This is a genomic window from Paracoccus salipaludis (assembly GCF_002287065.1).
Classification (GTDB): domain Bacteria; phylum Pseudomonadota; class Alphaproteobacteria; order Rhodobacterales; family Rhodobacteraceae; genus Paracoccus; species Paracoccus salipaludis.
In genome coordinates, this window is sequence record NZ_NSJZ01000001.1 from 158,723 (window position 1) to 178,319 (window position 19,597).

Annotated in this window: 20 protein-coding genes; 5 read left to right on the forward strand and 15 right to left on the reverse strand. The window is 69.1% G+C overall.

All coding sequences use genetic code 11. From position 1 onward, the window contains the following. Positions 1 to 2: 2 nt before the first annotated feature. Genes nusA through infB form a run of 3 tightly spaced genes read left to right on the forward strand, consistent with a single transcriptional unit; the run spans position 3 to position 4,872 of the window. Positions 3 to 1,682 carry a transcription termination factor NusA gene (gene nusA / locus CK240_RS00785; RefSeq protein WP_095638434.1) on the forward strand — a complete coding sequence of 560 codons (1,680 nt, stop codon included), beginning with the start codon at positions 3 to 5 and terminating at the stop codon, positions 1,680 to 1,682. 18 nt (positions 1,683 to 1,700) lie between these two features. Then, positions 1,701 to 2,339, forward strand: coding sequence for an RNA-binding protein (locus tag CK240_RS00790; protein ID WP_095638435.1), 639 nt, complete (start codon positions 1,701 to 1,703; stop codon positions 2,337 to 2,339). After that, positions 2,329 to 4,872 carry a translation initiation factor IF-2 gene (gene infB / locus CK240_RS00795; RefSeq protein ID WP_095638436.1) on the forward strand — a complete coding sequence of 848 codons (2,544 nt, stop codon included), beginning with the start codon at positions 2,329 to 2,331 and terminating at the stop codon, positions 4,870 to 4,872. Before CK240_RS00790 ends, infB begins: the two co-directional genes overlap by 11 nt. Before the next feature lie 227 nt (positions 4,873 to 5,099). On the opposite strand, the gene CK240_RS19430 is transcribed toward infB, so the two are convergent. From CK240_RS19430 to CK240_RS00815, 4 genes are all read right to left on the reverse strand, one after another. Further along, complete coding sequence (locus CK240_RS19430) at positions 5,100 to 5,228, reverse strand: hypothetical protein (protein WP_090755004.1); 129 nt, start codon at positions 5,226 to 5,228, stop codon at positions 5,100 to 5,102. Between the two features lie 152 nt (positions 5,229 to 5,380). Continuing rightward, positions 5,381 to 5,779: an 8-oxo-dGTP diphosphatase MutT gene (gene mutT / locus CK240_RS00805; RefSeq protein ID WP_095638773.1), complete on the reverse strand. Its 399-nt coding sequence runs from the start codon at positions 5,777 to 5,779 to the stop codon at positions 5,381 to 5,383. Between the two features lie 38 nt (positions 5,780 to 5,817). Next, positions 5,818 to 7,149, reverse strand: a complete 1,332-nt coding sequence (gene argJ, locus CK240_RS00810; protein WP_095638437.1) for a bifunctional glutamate N-acetyltransferase/amino-acid acetyltransferase ArgJ — start codon at positions 7,147 to 7,149, stop codon at positions 5,818 to 5,820. A gap of 2 nt (positions 7,150 to 7,151) precedes the next feature. After that, a complete protein-coding gene (locus CK240_RS00815) occupies positions 7,152 to 8,054 on the reverse strand; it encodes a peptidylprolyl isomerase (protein ID WP_240517226.1) in 903 nt (300 codons plus the stop codon). 200 nt (positions 8,055 to 8,254) lie between these two features. Between CK240_RS00815 and secA the strand changes: the two genes are divergently transcribed. After that, positions 8,255 to 10,960 (forward strand): preprotein translocase subunit SecA, encoded by a 2,706-nt coding sequence (gene secA, locus CK240_RS00820; RefSeq protein WP_095638438.1) that lies wholly within the window; start codon positions 8,255 to 8,257, stop codon positions 10,958 to 10,960. A 248-nt stretch (positions 10,961 to 11,208) separates the two neighbouring features. Here secA and CK240_RS00825 read toward each other — a convergent pair whose 3' ends face one another. The 11 genes from CK240_RS00825 to CK240_RS00875 all read right to left on the reverse strand — a co-directional run bounded on the left by CK240_RS00825 (position 11,209) and on the right by CK240_RS00875 (position 18,162). Continuing rightward, the gene (locus CK240_RS00825; protein WP_095638439.1) at positions 11,209 to 12,042 is read right to left on the reverse strand and encodes a DUF429 domain-containing protein; all 834 of its coding nucleotides are present in this window, start codon (positions 12,040 to 12,042) and stop codon (positions 11,209 to 11,211) included. A 71-nt stretch (positions 12,043 to 12,113) separates the two neighbouring features. Beyond that, positions 12,114 to 13,058 (reverse strand): glycosyltransferase, encoded by a 945-nt coding sequence (locus tag CK240_RS00830; RefSeq protein WP_167649936.1) that lies wholly within the window; start codon positions 13,056 to 13,058, stop codon positions 12,114 to 12,116. Between the two features lie 445 nt (positions 13,059 to 13,503). Continuing rightward, a complete protein-coding gene (locus CK240_RS00835; protein WP_240517227.1) occupies positions 13,504 to 14,124 on the reverse strand; it encodes a hypothetical protein in 621 nt (206 codons plus the stop codon). An 8-nt stretch (positions 14,125 to 14,132) separates the two neighbouring features. Next, the gene (gene flgH / locus CK240_RS00840; RefSeq protein ID WP_095638441.1) at positions 14,133 to 14,864 is read right to left on the reverse strand and encodes a flagellar basal body L-ring protein FlgH; all 732 of its coding nucleotides are present in this window, start codon (positions 14,862 to 14,864) and stop codon (positions 14,133 to 14,135) included. Positions 14,865 to 14,875: 11 nt separating this feature from the next. Then, positions 14,876 to 15,286: a flagellar basal body P-ring formation chaperone FlgA gene (flgA, locus tag CK240_RS00845; protein ID WP_095638442.1), complete on the reverse strand. Its 411-nt coding sequence runs from the start codon at positions 15,284 to 15,286 to the stop codon at positions 14,876 to 14,878. Then, on the reverse strand, positions 15,286 to 16,071 hold the full coding sequence (gene flgG / locus CK240_RS00850) for a flagellar basal-body rod protein FlgG (protein WP_095638443.1): 786 nt from the start codon (positions 16,069 to 16,071) through the stop codon (positions 15,286 to 15,288). Before flgG ends, flgA begins: the two co-directional genes overlap by 1 nt. An 11-nt stretch (positions 16,072 to 16,082) precedes the next feature. Then, complete coding sequence (locus tag CK240_RS00855) at positions 16,083 to 16,796, reverse strand: flagellar hook-basal body complex protein (RefSeq protein WP_095638444.1); 714 nt, start codon at positions 16,794 to 16,796, stop codon at positions 16,083 to 16,085. Between the two features lie 4 nt (positions 16,797 to 16,800). Beyond that, complete coding sequence (locus tag CK240_RS00860; protein WP_095638445.1) at positions 16,801 to 17,067, reverse strand: flagellar biosynthetic protein FliQ; 267 nt, start codon at positions 17,065 to 17,067, stop codon at positions 16,801 to 16,803. Continuing rightward, positions 17,067 to 17,375 (reverse strand): flagellar hook-basal body complex protein FliE, encoded by a 309-nt coding sequence (gene fliE, locus CK240_RS00865; RefSeq protein ID WP_095638446.1) that lies wholly within the window; start codon positions 17,373 to 17,375, stop codon positions 17,067 to 17,069. Before fliE ends, CK240_RS00860 begins: the two co-directional genes overlap by 1 nt. A gap of 11 nt (positions 17,376 to 17,386) precedes the next feature. Then, positions 17,387 to 17,776, reverse strand: a complete 390-nt coding sequence (gene flgC / locus CK240_RS00870) for a flagellar basal body rod protein FlgC (RefSeq protein WP_095638447.1) — start codon at positions 17,774 to 17,776, stop codon at positions 17,387 to 17,389. A gap of 2 nt (positions 17,777 to 17,778) precedes the next feature. Then, positions 17,779 to 18,162 (reverse strand): FlgB family protein, encoded by a 384-nt coding sequence (locus tag CK240_RS00875; protein ID WP_095638448.1) that lies wholly within the window; start codon positions 18,160 to 18,162, stop codon positions 17,779 to 17,781. Between the two features lie 96 nt (positions 18,163 to 18,258). Between CK240_RS00875 and CK240_RS00880 the strand changes: the two genes are divergently transcribed. Next, complete coding sequence (locus CK240_RS00880) at positions 18,259 to 19,584, forward strand: FliI/YscN family ATPase (protein ID WP_167649937.1); 1,326 nt, start codon at positions 18,259 to 18,261, stop codon at positions 19,582 to 19,584. The last annotated feature ends 13 nt before the right edge of the window (positions 19,585 to 19,597 follow it).

A 19,597-nucleotide genomic window follows, 5' to 3' on the forward strand; every position in this document is an offset into this window, starting at 1 on the left:
TGATGGCCATCACCTCTGCCAACCAGCTTGAACTGCTGCAGACCGCCGAGGCGGTCGCGCGCGAGAAGATGATCGACCCGGGCCTCGTCATCGAGGCGATGGAGGACAGCCTCGCCCGCGCGGCCAAGTCGCGTTACGGTGCGGAAATGGACATCCGGGTCGTGATCGACCGCAAGACCGGCAACGCGCGCTTCACCCGCGTCCGCACCGTGGTCGAGGATGATGCGGTCGAGAACTACCAGGCGCAGTTCACCGCCCGCGACGCCAAGCCCTATTTCGAGGTCCGCAAGGACGCCCGCTGGCTGCGCGACGGCGCGCCGGTCGAGGCTTTCTCGGGCGGCCCGCAGGTCGGCGACATCTTCGAGGAGCAGGTGCCCCCGGTCGAGCTGGGCCGCATCGCCGCGCAATCGGCCAAGCAGGTGATCCTGCAGCGCGTCCGCGAGGCCGAGCGCGACCGCCAGTACGAGGAATTCAAGGACCGCGCCGGCACCATCATCAACGGTGTCGTCAAGCGCGAGGAATACGGCAACATCATCGTGGACGTGGGCCGCGGCGAGGCCATCCTGCGCCGCAACGAGAAGATCGGCCGCGAAAGCTATCGCCCGAACGACCGCATCCGCGCCTATGTCAAGGACGTGCGGCGCGAGGCCCGTGGCCCGCAGATCTTCCTGTCGCGCACCGACCCGCAGTTCATGGCCGAGCTGTTCAAGATGGAAGTGCCGGAAATCTACGACGGCGTCATCGAGATCAAGGCCGTGGCCCGCGACCCCGGCTCGCGCGCGAAGATCGCCGTGATCTCGTATGACAACTCGATCGACCCGGTCGGCGCCTGCGTCGGCATGCGCGGCAGCCGCGTGCAGGCCGTGGTGGGCGAGCTTCAGGGCGAGAAGATCGATATCATCCCGTGGTCCGAGGACCAGGCGACGTTCCTGGTGAACGCGCTGCAGCCCGCCGAGGTCGCCAAGGTCGTCCTGGACGAGGAGGGCGGCAACCGCATCGAGGTCGTGGTCCCCGAAGAGCAGCTTTCGCTGGCCATCGGACGGCGCGGCCAGAACGTGCGCCTTGCCTCGCAGTTGACCGGCCTCGACATCGACATCCTCACCGAGGAAGAGGAATCCAAGCGCCGCCAGGCCGAGTTCAACGCCCGCACCCAGCTGTTCATGGACACGCTGGACCTGGACGAGTTCTTCGCGCAACTGCTGGTGGCCGAAGGCTTCACCAACCTCGAGGAAGTGGCCTACGTCGAGCTGGACGAGCTTCTGTCCATCGAGGGCGTGGACGAGGGCACGGCCGAGGAACTCCAGGCCCGCGCCCGCGACCACCTGGAAGCGGCCAACCGCGCCGCGCTTGAAAAGGCGCGCGAACTGGGGGCCGAGGACAGCCTGATCGAGTTCGAGGGCCTGACCCCGCAGATGGTCGAGGCGCTGGCCAAGGACGGCATCAAGACGCTGGAGGACTTCGCCACCTGCGCCGACTGGGAACTGGCCGGCGGCTGGACCACGCAGAACGGCCAGCGGACCAAGGACGACGGCATCTTGGAACCCTTCGGCGTGTCGCTGGAGCAGGCGCAGGACATGGTGATGACCGCCCGCGTCATGCTGGGCTGGGTGGACCCCGATGAACTGCACCCGGCCTCGGACGAGAACGAGGACGAGGCCGAAGCCGAGGAGGCCGGGGTGTAACGCCCCGGGTCACGCCGCTTGACGCGCGGGGGTCGGGACAAGGATCGCGAGGCGGCGCCGGAACGGCGCTGCCTTGTCACGGGCGAGGTGCAGCCCAAGGCCGGGCTGGTCCGCTTTGTCGCGGGGCCGGACGGAACGGTTGTGCCCGATCTTGCCGAGAAACTGCCGGGCCGGGGCTTCTGGGTCACGGCCGACAGGGCTGCACTGCAAAAAGCTGCCGAGAAGGGACTGTTTTCCCGCGGCGCGAAGGCCCATGTAAGGGCAGAGCCGGATCTCGTGGACGGGATCGAGGCGGCGCTGGCACGCCGGGTGGTCGAGTTGATCTCGCTGTCCCGCAAGGCCGGCGACGCGGTGGCGGGATTCGAGAAGGTCAAGGGCTGGCTGGCTGACGGAAAGGCGAAGGTGCTGTTTCAGGCCAGCGACGGCTCGGACCGGGGCAAGGGCAAGCTGTGGACGCCGACCGGCGGCCGCTGGTTCGGGTGTCTCACGGCATCGGAATTGGGTTTGGCTTTTGGGCGCGATCATGTCATACACAGCGCGCTCGCGCCGGGGGGCCTGACCGACAAGGTGATCAGGGACGCCAGCAGACTGAACGGTCTGCGCGGGCATATCGGCAGTTCGGCTGCCGGGAAGGATTCGAGAGCGGATGAACGATAGAGACGGAAAGAAGCCCCTGGGTCTGGGCGGCGGCGCGGGCGGGCGGTCCGGCCAGGTGAAGCAGAGCTTCAGCCACGGGCGCACGCATAACGTGGTGGTCGAGACCAAGCGCAAGCGCGTCGTGACGCCCAAGCCGGTGTCGGGCCCGAACCCGGCGCTGCGGCCGAATTCGCCTGCGTCCGTGGCCTCGGATCCGTCCAAGCGCCCGGCCGGGATCACCGAAGCGGAAATGGAACGCCGCCTCAAGGCCCTTGCCGCCGCCAAGGCGCGCGAGGCCGAGGACAACGCGCGCCGCGCCGCCGAGGAAAAGGCCCGCGAGGAAGAGCGCGAGCGTCGCCGCGCCGAGATCGAGGCGAAGGAACGCGAGGAGCGCGAGCGCGAGGAAGCCCTGCGGCTGAAGGCCGAGGAGGACGCCCGCAAGCTGCGCGAAGCCGAGTTGCGCGCCCAGAAGAAGGCCGAGGTCACGGCGAAGCCCGCCGAGCGTCCCGCTGCCCCTGACCGCGCCGCGGCCGAGGCCGCTGCCGCGCGTGCCGAGAAGCCGGGCGTGGCCGCAGGCCCGCGCCGCACGGACCGCGACCGTCGCGACGCCGGCGGCGACAGCGATGCCAAGGCCAAGGCGAAGGCCGAGGAAAGCCGCCGCACGGGCCGCCTGTCGCTGACCCAGGCCCTGGCCGGGGGCGAGGGCGGGCGTCAGCGCAGCCTTGCTGCGATGAAGCGCAAGCAGGAAAAGGCACGCGCAAAGGCGATGGGCCAGATGCAGCGTGCCGAAAAGCAGGTGCGCGACGTGCAGCTGCCCGAAACCATCGTCGTCAGCGAGCTGGCGAACCGCATGGCGGAACGCGCGGCCGATGTCATCAAGTCGCTGATGAAGATGGGCATGATGGTCACGGCCAACCAGACCATCGACGCCGACACCGCCGAACTGGTGATCGAGGAATTCGGCCACCGCGCCGTCCGCGTGTCGGACGCCGACGTGGAACAGGTCATCCATACCGTCGAGGACAAGGCCGAGGACCTGCAGCCGCGCCCGCCGATCGTCACGATCATGGGCCACGTGGACCACGGCAAGACCTCGCTTCTGGACCGTATCCGTCAGGCGAACGTCGTGGCGGGCGAGGCCGGCGGCATCACCCAGCACATCGGCGCCTATCAGGTGACGACCGACTCGGGTGCGGTGCTGACCTTCCTGGACACGCCCGGTCACGCCGCCTTCACCTCGATGCGTGCGCGCGGTGCGAACGTGACCGACATCGTTGTGCTGGTGGTGGCCGCCGATGACGCGGTGATGCCGCAGACGGTCGAGGCCATCAACCACGCGAAGGCCGCCGGCGTCCCGATGATCGTGGCGATCAACAAGATCGACAAGCCCACGGCCAACCCGCAGAAGGTCCGCACGGACCTGCTGCAGCACGAGGTCGTGGTCGAGGCGATGTCGGGCGACGTGCAGGATGTCGAGGTGTCGGCCCACACCGGGCAGGGCATCGACGAACTGCTGGAAGCCATCGCATTGCAGGCCGAGATCCTCGAACTGCGCGCCAACCCCCACCGGGCGGCGCTGGGCGCGGTGATTGAGGCCAAGCTGGACGTGGGCCGCGGCCCCGTCGCGACGGTCCTGGTGCAGAACGGCACGCTGAAGCAGGGCGACATCTTCGTCGTGGGCGAGCAGTGGGGCAAGGTCCGCGCGCTCATCAACGACAAGGGCGAGCGCGTGTCCGAGGCCGGGCCGTCGGTCCCGGTCGAGGTGCTGGGCATCAACGGCACGCCCGAGGCGGGCGACGTCCTGAACGTCGTCGAGACCGAGGCGCAGGCCCGCGAGATCGCCGACTACCGCATCCAGGCGGCCAAGGACAAACGCGCCGCCGCCGGTGCCGCGACCACGCTGCAGGAGCTGATGGCCAAGGCCAAGGCCGACGAAAGCGTGGCCGAGCTGCCGGTCGTGGTGAAGGCCGACGTGCAGGGCTCTGCCGAGGCCATCGTCCAGGCGCTGGAAAAGGTCGGCAACGACGAGGTGCGCGTCCGCGTCCTGCATTACGGCGTGGGTGCGATCACCGAATCGGACGTGGGTCTTGCCGAGGCGTCGAAGGCTCCGGTGATCGGCTTCAACGTCCGGGCAAACGCCCCGGCGCGGAACGCTGCGAACCAGAAGGGCGTCGAGATCCGGTATTACTCGATCATCTACGACCTCATCGACGACATCAAGGCGGCGGCCTCGGGCCTGCTGTCGGCCGAGGTGCGCGAGAACTTCATCGGCTATGCCGAGATCAAGGAAGTCTTCCGCGTCACCGGCGTCGGCAATGTCGCGGGCTGCCTTGTCACCGAGGGCGTGGCGCGCCGTTCGGCGGGCGTGCGCCTGCTGCGCGACAACGTCGTCATCCACGAGGGCACGCTCAAGACGCTCAAGCGCTTCAAGGACGAGGTCAAGGAAGTGCAGTCGGGCCAGGAATGCGGCATGGCCTTCGAGAACTACGACGACATCCGCAAGGGTGACATCATCGAGATCTTCGAACGCGAAGAGGTCGAGCGGCGGCTGTAAGCGGACACCGGGAAATCAGAACGGCGCGTCCCGTCGGGGCGCGCCGTTTCCTTTTGGGGCGAAGGCTTGATGTGGAGAGGGCAGGACGCAGCAGGCTGAGGCGCAAGCTTTGGTTCAGCCCGGTAACCGACGGCCCTGCGGTCCGGCCCGAAAAAAGGAAGGCCGGGCAAGCTGCCCGGCCTTTCTCATCCTCCGCGTGACGCCCAGATGACCAGGCTGCCGGTTTTTCAGCGTGCAACCGGCTTTCCGACGTAGGTCTGCTCGCCCACGCGAACGGCGATCTGGCCATTCCCCAGATCCCGTTCGAACATGCCTTGTACCGAGATGCAGCTTCCCACGGTGATCGTCCGAATCATTTCCTTCTCCCCTCCGAATATCCGCCCTGACTTGAGGTTCCCTCAGGTTGCGGAAAAATGGTTTATGAAAAGTTAGCGATCCCGTCAGGATTTGCCAGTATGACGGTTGAGTGACGCAACGGCGCCACACCCGGATGCGACGATTGTCGCAGTTACAGCCAGTCCCGCAGGATCGGCACCAGCGGAAGGTCTGCGGGCGGCATGGGATAGCGGGCCAGGTCGGCCGCGCGCACCCAGGCAAGTTCCTGCCCCTCGCGCGGCTGCGGCGTGCCCTGCCACCGCCGGCAGGCGTAAAGCGGCATCAGCAGGTGGAAGCCTGCATAGGCATGGCTGGCGAAGGTCAGCGGCGCGAGGCAGGAGTTCCAGGTCTGGATGCCCAGTTCCTCGTCAAGCTCGCGGATCAGGGCGGCCTCGGGGGTTTCTCCGGGATCGACCTTGCCGCCCGGGAACTCCCACAGGCCGGCCATGGACTTGCCGGGCGGGCGGCGCGCCAGCAGCACCCGCCCGTCCGCGTCGATCAGCGCGACCGCCGCGACCAGAAGCAGACGCACGCCATCGGGCGGCGTCTCCGGGGCGGCCGCGTCCAGGGTCACGACCGATAGTCCGCGTTGATGTCGATGTAGCGGTGCGTCAGGTCGCAGGTCCAGACGGTGCGCCTGCCGCGTCCCATCCCCAGATCGACGCCGATCACCAGGTGGTCGCCCTTCATGTAGGCGCTGGCTGCGGCTTCGTCATAGCCCGGCGCGCGCCAGCCGTTCTCGGCCAGCACCATGTCGCCGAAGCGGATCGACAGCCGGTCGCGGTCGGCCAGTGCGCCCGACTTGCCGACGGCGGCCACGACGCGGCCCCAGTTGGCGTCCTCGCCCGCGATGGCGGTCTTGACCAGCGGGCTGTTGGCGATGGCCATGGCGACCTTGTGGGCGTCCCCGTCGCTGGCCGCGCCCGTCACCTGCACCTCGACGAACTTGGTCGCACCCTCGCCGTCGCGGACGACCTGCTGGGCCAGGTCCAGCATCACGCCTCGCAGCGCCTGGGTGAACTGGCGCGTGACCTTGCTGCGCAGGTCGGTGATCGCCGGCGCGTCCGACCGCCCCGTCGCCGCCAGGATCAGCGCGTCCGAGGTCGAGGTGTCGCTGTCCACCGTGATGGCGTTGAAGGTCTCGTCCATCTGCGAGGACAGGATCCGCTGCAGCAGGAGCGGTTCCACCCTTGCGTCGGTGAAGATGTAGACCAGCATCGTCGCCATGTCGGGCGCGATCATGCCCGAGCCCTTGGCGATCCCCGCGATGCGGATGGTGCCCCCGCCGACCTCGATGGTGGCGCCTGCGCCCTTGGGGAAGGTGTCGGTCGTCATGATCGCGCGGGCCGCCCCGGCGATGCCATGCTCGTCCAGCGAACCCGCGAGCTGATCGACCACGGCCGTGATCTTCTGGGCGGGCAGGGGCTCGCCGATCACGCCGGTCGAGGACGAGAAGACCCGCCGCGCCGGAACCCCCAGCACGCGCGCAACCGCATCCGTCACCGCGTCCACCGCCCGCTGGCCGTCCGCGCCCGTGAAGGCGTTGGCATTGCCCGAGTTCACGATGATCGCGGCGCCGCCGTCGGTGTCCTGCGTGCCCGTCAGCTTCTCCTGGCAGTCCAGCACGCTGGCCGCCCGGGTCGAGGACCGGGTGAAGGCCCCCGCGATGGCCGTGCCCGGGGGCAGGCTGATCAGGGTCACGTCGGTGCGGTCCTGGTACTTGATGCCCGCCGAGCCGGCGGCGAAGCGGACACCCTTGATGACCGGCAGGTCGGGGAAGCGCTCGGGCGCCAGGGGCGAGACGATCGCCTCCTTGGCGGCCTGGGCCTTCTTGCCGGCCTTCTTCGCCTTCTTGGCCGCCTTCTTCGCGGCCTTCTCGGCGTCGTCCTTGTCCTTGGCCATGATCACTTGTCCAGAAGGTCGGAGCGGTTCAGCAGCGCGGCGTCCAGACCCTGCGTCTTTTCGACGGTGGCGGCATCGACGCGCTTCTGGATCTCGGCCTCGACCTTGTTGCGGCGGACCTCGGTGGCAAGCTGCTCGCGGACGGCCTCGAACTCGGGCGGGGTCTGCGTGCGCTCATCGATCAGCTTGATGACATGCCAGCCGAACTGGGACTGGACAGGCGCCGAGACCTGGCCCTTTTCCAGCGCCTCGACGGCCTTGGCGAAGGGCTCGACCATCATGTCGGCGGTGAACCAGCCCAGATCGCCCTTGTTGGCCGAGCTGTTGTCGGTGGACCGCTCTTCGGCCAGCTTCCCGAAGTCGGCGCCCTTGGCCAGTTCGTCGGCGACGGCCTTGGCCTCTTCCTCGGTTTTCACGAGGATATGGGCGGCGTTGTATTCCGTCTTGGGCTCGGTCTTCTGGCCGAAGGCCGCGTCATAGACGGCGCGCAGCTCTTCCTCGGTCGGCTCGGCGGCGGCCACGCGTTCGAGGACCGAGGCATACTGATAGCCGCGACGCTCGTTTTCCAGGAAGGCCTTGTCGCGCTTGGTGGGCGACTGGGCGGCGACCTGGGCCACGGCGGTCTGGCGGATCATCTGGTCCAGCATCAGGTCCCACAGCGCGGCGTCAGGCAGGCCCTCGACCGACCCCGCATGCAGGCCTTCCTTCATCGCGATCATCTGACCCAGCGTGATCGCCTCGCCGTTCACGGTGGCGATGACGGTGTCGGCGTCGGGGGCGCCGGTCGCCTCGGCTGACGCGGGCGGAGCAGCGGGGGCAGGCGCGGGCGTCTCGGGCGCGGTCTGCGCCAGCAGGGGCTGCGCCATCAGCGCGGCGGCCACCAGGGCGGGAAGCGATTTCAGCATGGCACGGATGTCCCTTTGAAGGTCCGCCTTGCGGCCATCCCGGCCGGGGCGTCGGCGTTGACAGTGGGGCGGGCGGGGCCTACATCCGGCGCAACCGAAAATGCGCGCCCGCCGCCGATTTTCCGGCCTCGTGATAGGGCAAGGCCGTCGGTCGGGGCAAGTGGGTGTCACGCCCGCCGCGCCAAACCTGACAGGACACCATGCTCGGCATCGGAAATCTGGCCAAGTCGATCTTCGGCACCCCCAACGACCGCAAGGTGAAATCGGTCCGGCCGCTCGTCGCGCAGATCAACGCGCTGGAACCGCAGTTCCAGGCGATGTCGGACGCCGACCTGATTGGCAAGACGCGCGAACTGCAGGGCCGCGCCCAGGCGGGCGAGGATCTGGACCGCCTGCTGCCCGAGGCTTTCGCCAACTGCCGCGAGGCTGCGCGCCGCGCGCTGGGCCTGCGCGCCTTCGACACGCAGCTGATGGGCGGCATCTTCCTGCACCAGGGTAACATCGCCGAGATGAAGACGGGCGAGGGCAAGACCCTGGTCGCGACCTTCCCGGCCTATCTGAACGCGCTGACGGGACGCGGCGTCCATGTCGTCACCGTCAACGACTACCTGGCCAAGCGCGACGCCGAGTGGATGGGCAAGGTTTTCGCCGCGCTGGGGATGACCACGGGCGTGGTCTATCCGTTCCAGGGCGACCAGGAAAAGCGCGACGCCTACCGCGCTGACGTGACCTATGCCACGAACAACGAACTGGGCTTCGACTACCTTCGCGACAACATGAAGGGCTCGATCGAGGAAATGACCCAGCGCGGTCATTACTTCGCCATCGTGGACGAGGTGGACTCGATCCTGATCGACGAGGCGCGCACGCCGCTGATCATCTCGGGGCCGTCGCAGGACCGCAGCGAGCTTTACCGGACGCTGAACCAGTTCATCCCGGAACTGACCGAGCATCACTACAAGATCGACGAGAAGACCCGGAACGCCACCTTCACCGAGGACGGCAACGAATACCTGGAAAAGCGCCTGCAAGAGGCGGGCGTCCTGCCGCCGAACCAGACGCTGTATGATCCCGAATCGACCACGGTCGTCCACCACGCGAACCAGGCGCTGCGCGCCCACAAGCTGTTCCGCCGCGACCAGAACTATGTCGTCAAGGATGGCGAGGTCGTGCTGATCGACGAGTTCACCGGCCGGATGATGGCTGGCCGCCGCCTGTCGGACGGGTTGCACCAGGCGATCGAGGCGAAGGAGGGCGTGGATATCCAGCCCGAGAACGTGACGCTCGCCAGCGTGACCTTCCAGAACTACTTCCGCCTTTACGAAAAGCTGTCCGGCATGACCGGCACAGCCGCGACCGAGGCCGAGGAATTCGCGGAAATCTACAAGCTGGGCGTGGTCGAGGTGCCGACCAACCGCCCCATCCAGCGCGTCGATGAACACGACCGCGTTTATCGCACGGCGACCGAGAAATACGCGGCCGTGATCGAGGCGATCAAGGAAGCCCATGCCAAGGACCAGCCGCTGCTGGTCGGCACGACCTCGATCGAGAAGTCGGAAATGCTGTCCGAGATGCTCAAGCGCGAGGGCATCCCCCACAATGTCCTGAACGCCCGCCAGCACGAGCAGGAAGCCTATATCGTGGCCGAGGCGGGCAAGCCCGGCGCCGTGACCATCGCCACCAACATGGCCGGGCGCGGGACCGACATCCAGTTGGGCGGCAACGTCGAGATGAAGGTGCTGCAGGCGCTGGCCGCGAACCCGCAGGCCAACCCCGACGAGCTGCGCGCCCGGATCGAGGCCGAGCATGCCGCCGACAAGCAGGCCGTCCTGAACGCGGGCGGATTGTTCGTGCTGGCGACGGAACGCCACGAAAGCCGCCGCATCGACAACCAGCTGCGCGGCCGTTCGGGCCGGCAGGGCGACCCCGGCCGCTCGCTGTTCTTCCTGTCGCTGGAAGACGACCTCATGCGGATCTTCGGGTCGGAACGGCTGGACAAGGTGCTGTCCACGCTGGGCATGAAGGAAGGCGAGGCCATCGTCCACCCTTGGGTGAACAAGTCGCTGGAGCGCGCGCAGGCCAAGGTCGAGGGGCGCAACTTCGACATCCGCAAGCAGCTGCTCAAGTTCGACGACGTGATGAACGACCAGCGCAAGGCGATCTTTTCGCAGCGCCGCGAGATCATGGAATCCGGGGACGTCAGCGACATCGTGGCCGACATGCGCCATCAGGTCATCGACGACCTGATCGACGACTTCCTGCCCGAACGCGCCTACCCCGAGCAGTGGGATACCGCCGGCCTCAAGGCCGCCGTGGTCGAACGCCTGAACATGGACCTGCCCATCGCCGACTGGGCGGCCGAGGACGGCGTGGACCGTGGAACCGTGGCCGAGCGCATCCGCGAGGCGACCGACGGCTACATGGCCCAGAAGGCCGAGCAGTTCGGCCCCGAGCAGATGGGCCAGATCGAGAAGCAGGTCCTGCTGCAGCAGATCGACGGCAAGTGGCGCGAGCATCTGGTCACGCTGGAACACCTGCGCTCGGTCGTGGGCTTCCGCGGTTACGCCCAGCGCGATCCCCTTTCGGAATACAAGACCGAGGCCTTCCAGCTGTTCGAGAACCTGCTGGAAGGGCTGCGCGGCGATGTCACCCAGAACCTCGCCCGCATCCGCCCCCTGACGGATGCCGAGCGCGAGCAGATGATGCGCCAGTACCAGGCGCAACTGGAAGCTCAGGCCGCCGCGATGCGGCCCCAGCACGAGGAAGCCGAGGGCGGCGAGCCGTCCGCCCACGTTCCGGGCTTCGACGAGAACGACCCCTCGACCTGGGGCAACCCGTCGCGCAACGACCCGTGCCCCTGCGGCTCGGGCGAGCGGTTCAAGAACTGCCACGGGCGTCTGGTCTGACGCCGCGGCCCGCACGGAAAGGACCGGCGGGCCTGCGTCACAGCCTTCGGACGACGGTGCTCATGTTCTTTCCGGCCGGGAAGGTCGGGAGGCGGACAGGAGGGGGCGAGGGCCTGCCGCTGCACCCGCAGTCCCGGCTCTCGGCCGGGCAACTCGGGCCACTGTAACCGGTCTGCGAGCCACCCGCCGCGTGGGCGCGGTTCGAGGCGGCCACCTTTGGCGGCAGCCTCCGGTTCCCTCTGCCGGGCTCAATCCGCGAGGTGGAACGGAATATTCCGTCGTGCCGCCGCGGCTTCGAGCCGCAGGCGGATCGCGGGCGAGAGCGGCGTCACCATGTAGCCTTGGCGCAGGTCGCCCAGCATGGCGCCGGACCCCGCCGGACCGGCCCGCCAGATGACCCCGACCAGCGCGCAGATCGCGGCGTCGAGGCGGTCCTGGTCGGCCTTGCGCGGCTTGCGCTGCGCCATCATCCCCTCGGCCCAGTCCGCAAGCGCGGGAATCCCCAGCGATCTCGCGGTGTTTCCCACCGTCCGGGCGACGGCCTGCCAGTGTTCCAGCCTGAACTTGCGGGCATGTGCGGGATTGTATTTCGGCGCTGCGAGCCGGCCGGCATAGCTTTCGTTCAGCGCAGGCAGGGCAAGCGCGGGAAAGACCTCGATCAGGAACAGGCCCTCGAGGGCGGCGCGGGCCCGGTCAGGGTCCTGAAGCGGCTGAAGCGCGGCAAGGAATCCCCAGACCGGCGCCAGGTCGCAGAACATCCCCGTCTTGCCGCGATTCGCCGGCTGCACGCCGCCGCCGATATAGCTGACGACCGATCCTGCCAGTCGGTCCACGGGCCGCATCCCCGTTGCGTTCGGCACGACGCTGGGCTGGTCCAGCGCGATCAGGGCCAGGTTGAAGCCGTGCCGCGCGCTTGCGATGAAGGCCTGCGCCTGCGGAAATGAGGCCAGCCGGGGCGGGTGGAACTGGACTCCCCCTTCCTCGGGGAACCCGACGGCACAGATTGCGCCCGGCGCATCGGGGCGATCGGTCCAGGCGGAATCGAAGCCGAAGATGATCACGCGCTTCAGCTTCCCGGTCATGCGGGGGTCCGGGGCGCCCTGAGCAGGCGGCGCCTCGCCACGGGCGGCAGTGTCCCCGGACGAGGGCAGGCTCATCGCAGCCGCCCCGCCGCTGCCGCAAGCAGCAGCGCCGCCGTGCCCGCGCGCGTCTGCCGGTAAACACCAAGCCGCGCCAGCCGGGCCGCGGCCTGCGGGCCGGGGGAGTCGATCGCTGTGGCGAACTGGTCGAGCATCGCGGCATGTCCCGGGGTCAGCAGGTCGCGCGCGGCCTGCAGGGCGGCCACGTTCTGTCGCAGCCACGTGCCATAGTCTCCCGCGCCAAGCCGGCCCAGCCTGGCAAGGATCGCGCGCGGGGTGTCGTTGCGGCCCATGACGTTGCCGCGATGCTGCCGGTACAGCACCGTCCGCGCCGGGTCGCGGATGACCCGGCCACCCGCGCCCGAGATCATCTGGTAGGCCCACCAGTCATGCGAGATCACGTCGGCCGCAATGGCCCCGTGCCGCGCCGCGCGAAGCCGCGCGACCCCCGCGGGATCGACCAGCATCGTGTTGGCGGGCGTGCAGGCCTGGACCAGCGCATTCGCAAAGCCGGGCGGGCGGGTGTAAAGCGGCGCGGGCCGCAGCGCCCGCAGCGCCTCGTCGCAGATCGTGGTGCGGGTCACGTGCAGGGTGCCTTCGGCCACAGCGGCACCGTCCACCGCAAGGGCCGCGACGCCGCGCGACAGGCGGTCGGGCAGCCACAGGTCGTCCTGGTCGCAGAAGGCAAGCGCCTCGCCGGGCTCGACCAGTTCGATCATGGACAGGAAGTTCCGGGTGGCACCCCGGCGCGGCCCTTGGCGGATCTCGATCTGGCGGGACGGATGGGCGGCGGCGAAGCGGCGCACGATCTCCAGCGTGCCGTCGGTCGATCCGTCGTCCGACAGGATCAGACGCCAGTTCCGGTGGTCCTGCCGCGCAAGACTGTCGAGCTGCGCGCCGATGAACCGTTCCCCCTGAAAGGAGGCCAGCAGGATCGTGATGCGCATGCTGTCGGTCATGCGGGGCGCATAGCGCCTGCAGGGTTCAGGCGCCAGCGCCGGGTCCCGGGGACCCGGTGTCCGCCTGCGGGACCTGTCCGGCGGCCAACGCCGGCGCCTGCAGCGCGCACGGTCTTCCGCGGTATGCGGCATCGTGCCAAGCGGGCTTTGCAGGTCGGGCTTGGCGCCGACGGGCCACCGCCGACCGGACCCGGAAGGCTCCGGATTTCAACGTGAGTCCGCACAAGATTCGAATGCGCTGTCTTCTCGGCCCCTTGTCCTTCCGGACACAACGGGGCGGGGTCGTCCCACCTTCATCCTTGCACAAGGCGGACCGCCGTGGCCTTGCTGGCGGGCTGCCGGTCGCCGGGGGACATGGACCCACAAGGGCAGCCTCCGGATCCCCGCGCCTGACAGGCCTGCAACAAGCGGAAAGCCGGCCAGCGCTGGTGCCGTTTCCGCCACCTCAGCGTTCCTGCCGTCCGATGTCGCCGATCAGGACAGCCGTGATCCCGGGAATCACGCCTTGGGCCACTGCCGTCAGGTCGGCGCGCAGCTTGCGCAGGTGAGCCTCGCTGGTGAAGTTGCCATCGAAGCCGCCCGTGTTGGCGTGGATCAGCAGTTGCCGCAGCAGGGCGTCGCGCAGCTTGATCTCGTGGGCATGGACCGTCTCGCGGGCCGTGCCGGGCATCTCGAGGGAAAGCGACAGGATCATCGTGCTGTCCAGTCGCCCATCGTGAAGAACGGGCACCAGGAACTGCTGCGGAAACTCGAACCAGGCGATGGCGGGCACATCCCCCGAGGCTCCATGTCCGCCTGCGGTGCCGCCCTCTGCGCCCGTGCCGCCATGGCCGGCAGGCGCCGCATGATCCGCCTGCGGGCTGTCCTGCGCCGAGGCCGGGAGCTCCGCATGTTCCGCCCCGCCCTTTGCCGTGTCAGGCGATGCGGCCGTTGCATCATGCCCCTGCTCGGGCGCCCCGGCTGCGGCCTCGACAGGGGCAGCAGGCCGCCGGAGCATCTCGCCGCCCGCCGCCCCCCCCATGAAGGCGGCCAGAGACAGAAGGACGGGCAGCAGTTTGCGCAGCATGAGGGACCTCAGTAGGGCAGGACGATGTCGGCCAGCTGCTGGCCGTATCGCGGCTGCTGGACGTCGCTGATCTGGCCATGGCCGCCATAGCTGATGCGTGCGCCCGCGATCCGGTCATAGGCGACCTCGTTGTCGCGGCTGATATCGGTGGGGCGTACGAAGCCCGACACGGTCAGCTCGCGCACCTCGTAGTTCACCCGGACCTCCTGGCTGCCTTGGATGTGCAGGACGCCATTGGGCAGCGTGTCGATCACGGTGGCGGCGACCCGCAGCGTCAGCTTGTCCCGACGCGAGATGTTGCCCGCCCCCTTGAAGGTCGAGGCGCCCTTGGCGGAGGCAAGCTCGGCCATGCTCGCGCCCTCGGGCAGGTGCTCGTCGATCCGCTGCGGCAGGCCCATCATCTGCGGAATGCCGACGCTTTCGGAGGATGCGCGCGAACGGCCCGAGCTGTTCTGGATTTCGGCACGGTCGTCGATCTCGATCACCACGGTCAGGATGTCGCCCCGCGCGCCGGCACGGCGGTCGCCCACCAGCGAGGACTGCTGGCCCGCCCACAACGAGGCCGCCGTGTCCGGGCGCAGCGTGCCCTGCGCCAGCGGCATGACGGGTTCCGCCATCGCTTGGAACTCGGGCGTGGCATGGGGGGCGGTCATGTCGGGCACCTGGCCCACCTCGGCCACCCGCCCGCAGGCGGTGACGGCCAGAAGGCAAAGGGCCAGGGGAAGGTGTCTGGTCTTCATGCGCGAATCCTTCAGCGCTGGGCGACGGTCACGGTGCCGTCGGCGTTGACGCGGGCCATCAGCGTGGCGCGCGAACTGAGGTTCATGACCCGGATGATGTCGCCCTCGCCGCCTGCACCCAGGGCGCGGCCCCCGGTCTCGATCCTGAGGGCGGCGTTCTCGTAGGCCAGGGTGACAAGCTGGTTGCGGCTGACGAGGGTCGGCGCGGTCAGATGGCCCGCCGAGACCGGGCGGCCTTCGTAGACGGCGGTGCGAAGCTGCTTGCCGAGCGCCTCGGCCGGCGAAAGGCCCCCGCGCGGGCCGGGCACCCTGGCGATGTCCTCGGCGGCAAGGATCGTTCCGGCGGGAAGGTGGCGCGTGGCGATCAGGTCGTCGGCCAGCGCCGCCGCCGGCATCAGTGCCAGGAACAGCAGGACGCGCATCACCGCACCTGCACCGTGGCGCCCAGCATCTGGTCGGCGGCCGTGATGACCTTGGAGTTCAGCTCGTAGCCCCGCTGCGCCTTGATGAGCTCCGAGATCTCGCGCACCGGATCGACCGCGCTTTCTTCCAGGTATCCCTGCCGGATCGTCCCCAGACCCTGCTCGCCCGGCACGCCGACCAGCGGCGCGCCCGAGGCGGGGGTTTCCAAGAAGAGGTTCGACCCGACCGCCTCCAGTCCCTTTTCGTTGACAAAGCTTGCAAGCGTGATCTGGCCCAGGTTCTGCGGTTCGATCTGGTTCTCGAAATGGGCGAAGACCTCGCCCGCCGCGCTGATGGACAGGCTGCGCGCCTCGGCCGGGACGGTGATGCCGGGCGCGACCGGAAACCCGTCCGACGTCACGATCAGACCGTCCGCCGAGCGCTTGAGGCCCCCGTCGCGGGTATAGCCCGACATGCCCGAGGGCATCGTCACCTCAAGATAGCCCGGGCCGTCGATGGCCAGGTCCAGGTCGCCCCCGGTCTGCGCCAGCGCGCCCTGCGCCAGCGTCAGGGTGACGGCCGTGGGGCGCACGCCCAGGCCCATCTGCACGCCCGCCGGGACCATCGTGCCGTCGGCCGCCGCGATCGTGCCGGGGCGCGTGACCTGCTGATAGGCGAGGTCCGCGAACTCGGCGCGGCGGGCGTTGTAGCCGGTCGTCGACATGTTGGCGAGGTTCTGCGAGATGACCTCGACCCGCGTCTGCTGGGCCGCCATGCCGGTGGCCGCGATCTGCAATGCTCTCATCGGGATGCCTTTCAGCGGACGGAAACGGAGATGACGGCGCGAATGCGCCCGTCCTCGCCGTCGAGGAAGGACTGGCCCAGCTCGTAGGCGCGCTGGACCTCGATCATGCGGGCGATCTCAAGGACCGGGTTGACGTTCGATTCCTCGAGAAAGCCCTGCCGGACCACGGCGTCCGGTGCGGGTTCGGCGCCCTCGGCGGAAAAGAGCGTCCCGCCTTCGTGCCTCAGCAGCGTCCGGTCGGGCTGGTCGAAGACGCCCACCCGCCCGACCGGCTGGCCGTCGGCCGAGATCGTGCCATCCGCGCCGACACCGATGCTGCGCGCGCCGGGGGGCAGGGCGATCGGCGCCTGGCCTTCATCGAGGACGCGGTAGCCGTCGGCGTTCACCAGCTCGCCCTCGGGCGACATCATGAAGGCGCCGGCCCGGGTCAAGCGGTTGCCCTGCGGCGTCTGGACCATGAAGAAGCCCTCGCGTTCCAGCGCCAGGTCCAGCTTGCCGCCGGTCTGGGACAGGGCGGCGGGGGTCAGGTCCACCTCGCGCCCCTGGGCGTTCGCCATCGACAGCGTGCCGCGCTGGCGGTCGAGCGCGGTCATGTGTTCCGAAAACACGACCCCCTCGCGCCGGAAGCCCGTGGTCGAGCTGTTGGCCATGTTGTTGGCGACGGCCCGCATTTCCCGCATCAGACCGGCCTGCCGGGTCAGCGCTGCGTAGATCGCGTTGTCCATTCCTTCACCCTCCCGCGACCAGGGGAAGGATCTGGCCCGTGAAGAAGCTGCCCAAGGTCGCGGTCATGAAGCTCATGGTGGCCCAGAAGACCGCGAGCATCAGGCCCACCTTGGGTACAAAGGTCAGCGTCATCTCCTGCACCGAGGTCAGCGCCTGGAAAAGCCCGATGGCGACACCCGTGACCAGCGCCACCACCAGCAGGGGCGCCGACATCTGGACCGCGATCCAGAGGGCCTGCCGGGTCACGTCGAAGATCAGGTTCTCGTCCATCAGACCGGCATCCTCAGGATGTCCTGATAGGCCTCGACCACCTTGTCGCGGATCGCGACCGCCGTCTCGAGCGCCATCTGCGCCTCGGCGATGGACTGGACGAGCGCCTGGGTGTCGTTGCGCCCCTGCATGGCGCCCAGCGCAGTTGCGTCGGCCTGTTCCATTACGGCGGCGAAGTCGCGTGCGGCGGCGCTGAGGCCCTGCGGCGCCGCGGGGGTGGGCGAGGGGGCAGCCGCGGCGCGTGCTTCGGCGTAGGCCGAAGCGACGCGGCTGCCGGTCTGCAGGGCGGCGGTGGTCAGCGAGATCATGGCGTGCCCTTTCAGCGGCGAATCAGGTCCAGCAGCGAGGCGGACATCTGCCGCGACTGCTCGAACATCTTCAGGTTGGCCTCGTAGCTGCGGCTCGCCTCGCGCGCGTCGGCGACCTCGACGACCAGATTCACGTTCGAGCCCAGGTAATAGCCGTCCTCGCCCGCCATCGGGTGCCCGGGGTCATAAACCTGCGGCAGTTCGGCCCGGTCGTGGCGCATCCGGCCCGCGCGCACCGCGCCGGTGTCGCGGCCGAAGTCGCGCCCCGGCTCGAAGGCCACCAGCTTGCGGCGGTAGCCCGGCGTGTCGGCATTGGCGATGTTTTCCGAGATGTGGCGAAGCCGGACGCCCTGCGCGCGCAGGCCCGAGGCGGCGATGGCGGTGGCGGAAAGCTCGGTCATGCTCAGCCCCTCCGTCCGATCGCGGTGCGCATGAGGTTCAGCCCCGACTGCATCACCGCCAGCGACAGGTCGAACTCGCGCTTTGCATCGGCCGAGCGCACCATTTCATCTTCCAGCGAGACGGTGTTGCCGTTGGGCGAGGGTTCGCCCTCGGCCTCGACCGCCCGGACGGGGGGGCCCGAAAGGCCCGCGGCCAGATGCCCGGCCCGGGTCGTGCGCAGCTCCAGCGAGCTGCGGCGGAGGCTTTCCTCGAACTCGGGCAGGTCGCGGGTGCGATAGCCGGGGGTGTCGGCATTGGCGACGTTGGTCGCGATGACGCGCTGGCGCCGCGCCGCATGGGCGCCCAGGTCGCGCGCCATCCGCATCGTGTCGATCTGTGCAAACAAAGAGGATCCTCCTCAGCCGCGATAAACCCGGTCTTAACCGCAACAGGTTTATAAACCGTTTCGCGAAATGCATTTTCCGCAGGTCAGGGGAACGGAATGGACAGGATCGAATCCGTGGCGGCGCGCATCCGGGACCTGCGCGTCAGTCGTCATTTCGGCCGCGTGGCCGCGATCCGGGCGGGGCTGGTCGAGGTCGGCGGGCTGAACCACATCGCCTCGGTGGGCGACCGCGTGGCGCTGATGGAGGGTGCGCTGAGCGGCGAGGTGATCGCGCTGGACCCCAAGTGTGCGCTGGTCCTGCCCGAAGGAGCGACGGACGGGCTGTCCATCGGCGCGCAGGCCGAGCTGCTGTTCCGGCCTGCGATCTCGCCCTGCACGGCCTGGATCGGCCGCATCGTCGATCCGCTGGGCCGCCCGCTGGACGGGCGTCCCCTGCCGCGTGGCGCGCAGGAGCGGCGCTATCGCAATCCGCCGCCGCCCGCCGCCTCTCGCCGGCGCCTTGGCGGGCGGCTCGACACGGGACTTGCGGTGTTCGACACGCTGCTGCCCATTGTCCGGGGGCAGCGGATCGGGCTTTTCGCGGGCTCGGGCGTCGGAAAATCGACGCTGCTGTCGGCGCTGGCGCGAGGGGTCACGGCCGATGTCGTCGTGATCGCCATGGTGGGCGAGCGGGGACGGGAGCTGCGCGAGTTCGTGGAAACGACGCTGGGCCCCGAAGGGATGGCCCGGGCGGTGGTAGTGGCCGCGACGTCGGACCAGTCGCCGCTGATGCGGCGGCGCTGCGCCTGGGCCGCGATGGCGGTCGCCGAGCACTTCCGGGACGAGGGGCGCCACGTCCTGTTCCTGGCCGATTCGATCACGCGATTTGCCGAGGCGCACCGCGAGATCGCACTCGCCTCGGGCGAGGCGCCCAGCTATCGCGGCTTTCCGCCCTCGACCTCGCAGATGATCATGGCCTTGGCCGAGCGATCAGGACCGGGACCCGAGGGTGCGGGCGACATCACCGCGATCTTCAGCGTGCTGGTGGCGGGCTCGGACATGGAGGAGCCGGTGGCCGACATCCTGCGCGGCGTTCTGGACGGCCATGTGGTGCTGGACCGTGTCATCGCCGAACGCGGGCGTTTTCCGGCCGTGGACGTGCTCCGGTCAGTCTCGCGCTCGCTTCCCCAAGCGGCTACGGCGGCCGAGAACGCGCTGATCGGCCGGGCGCGCGCGGCGCTTGGGCTTTATGCCGAATCGGAGCTGATGATCAAAGCCGGGCTTTACGCCCCCGGAAGCGATCCCCGACTGGATGAGGCGGTGCGGATGCAGCCCGCGCTGGACGGCTTTGTGGCGCTGCAATCACCGGACGCGGGCCACAGCTTCCGCCTGCTCGAGGACGTCCTGGCGAATCGCGCGCGCTCGGCGGGTCGCCCCGTCTGAAGCCGCGCGGCTC

Bases quoted from the DNA above. Each gene is read 5' to 3' on its own strand.
- argJ (WP_095638437.1), bottom strand. From the start codon at position 7,149: ATGGCCAAGGACAAGGACGACGCCGAGAAGGCCGCGAAGAAGGCGGCC.
- secA (WP_095638438.1), top strand. From the start codon at position 8,255: ATGCTCGGCATCGGAAATCTGGCCAAGTCGATCTTCGGCACCCCCAAC.
- CK240_RS00830 (WP_167649936.1), bottom strand. From the start codon at position 13,058: ATGACCGACAGCATGCGCATCACGATCCTGCTGGCCTCCTTTCAGGGG.
- CK240_RS00835 (WP_240517227.1), bottom strand. From the start codon at position 14,124: ATGCTGCGCAAACTGCTGCCCGTCCTTCTGTCTCTGGCCGCCTTCATG.
- CK240_RS00815 (WP_240517226.1), bottom strand. From the start codon at position 8,054: ATGCTGAAATCGCTTCCCGCCCTGGTGGCCGCCGCGCTGATGGCGCAG.
- flgH (WP_095638441.1), bottom strand. From the start codon at position 14,864: ATGAAGACCAGACACCTTCCCCTGGCCCTTTGCCTTCTGGCCGTCACC.
- CK240_RS00880 (WP_167649937.1), top strand. From the start codon at position 18,259: ATGGACAGGATCGAATCCGTGGCGGCGCGCATCCGGGACCTGCGCGTC.
- CK240_RS00855 (WP_095638444.1), bottom strand. From the start codon at position 16,796: ATGGACAACGCGATCTACGCAGCGCTGACCCGGCAGGCCGGTCTGATG.
- flgC (WP_095638447.1), bottom strand. From the start codon at position 17,776: ATGACCGAGCTTTCCGCCACCGCCATCGCCGCCTCGGGCCTGCGCGCG.
- CK240_RS19430 (WP_090755004.1), bottom strand. From the start codon at position 5,228: ATGATTCGGACGATCACCGTGGGAAGCTGCATCTCGGTACAAGGCATG.
- fliE (WP_095638446.1), bottom strand. From the start codon at position 17,375: ATGATCTCGCTGACCACCGCCGCCCTGCAGACCGGCAGCCGCGTCGCT.
- flgA (WP_095638442.1), bottom strand. From the start codon at position 15,286: ATGCGCGTCCTGCTGTTCCTGGCACTGATGCCGGCGGCGGCGCTGGCC.
- CK240_RS00825 (WP_095638439.1), bottom strand. From the start codon at position 12,042: ATGACCGGGAAGCTGAAGCGCGTGATCATCTTCGGCTTCGATTCCGCC.
- CK240_RS00860 (WP_095638445.1), bottom strand. From the start codon at position 17,067: ATGGACGAGAACCTGATCTTCGACGTGACCCGGCAGGCCCTCTGGATC.
- flgG (WP_095638443.1), bottom strand. From the start codon at position 16,071: ATGAGAGCATTGCAGATCGCGGCCACCGGCATGGCGGCCCAGCAGACG.
- infB (WP_095638436.1), top strand. From the start codon at position 2,329: ATGAACGATAGAGACGGAAAGAAGCCCCTGGGTCTGGGCGGCGGCGCG.
- nusA (WP_095638434.1), top strand. From the start codon at position 3: ATGGCCATCACCTCTGCCAACCAGCTTGAACTGCTGCAGACCGCCGAG.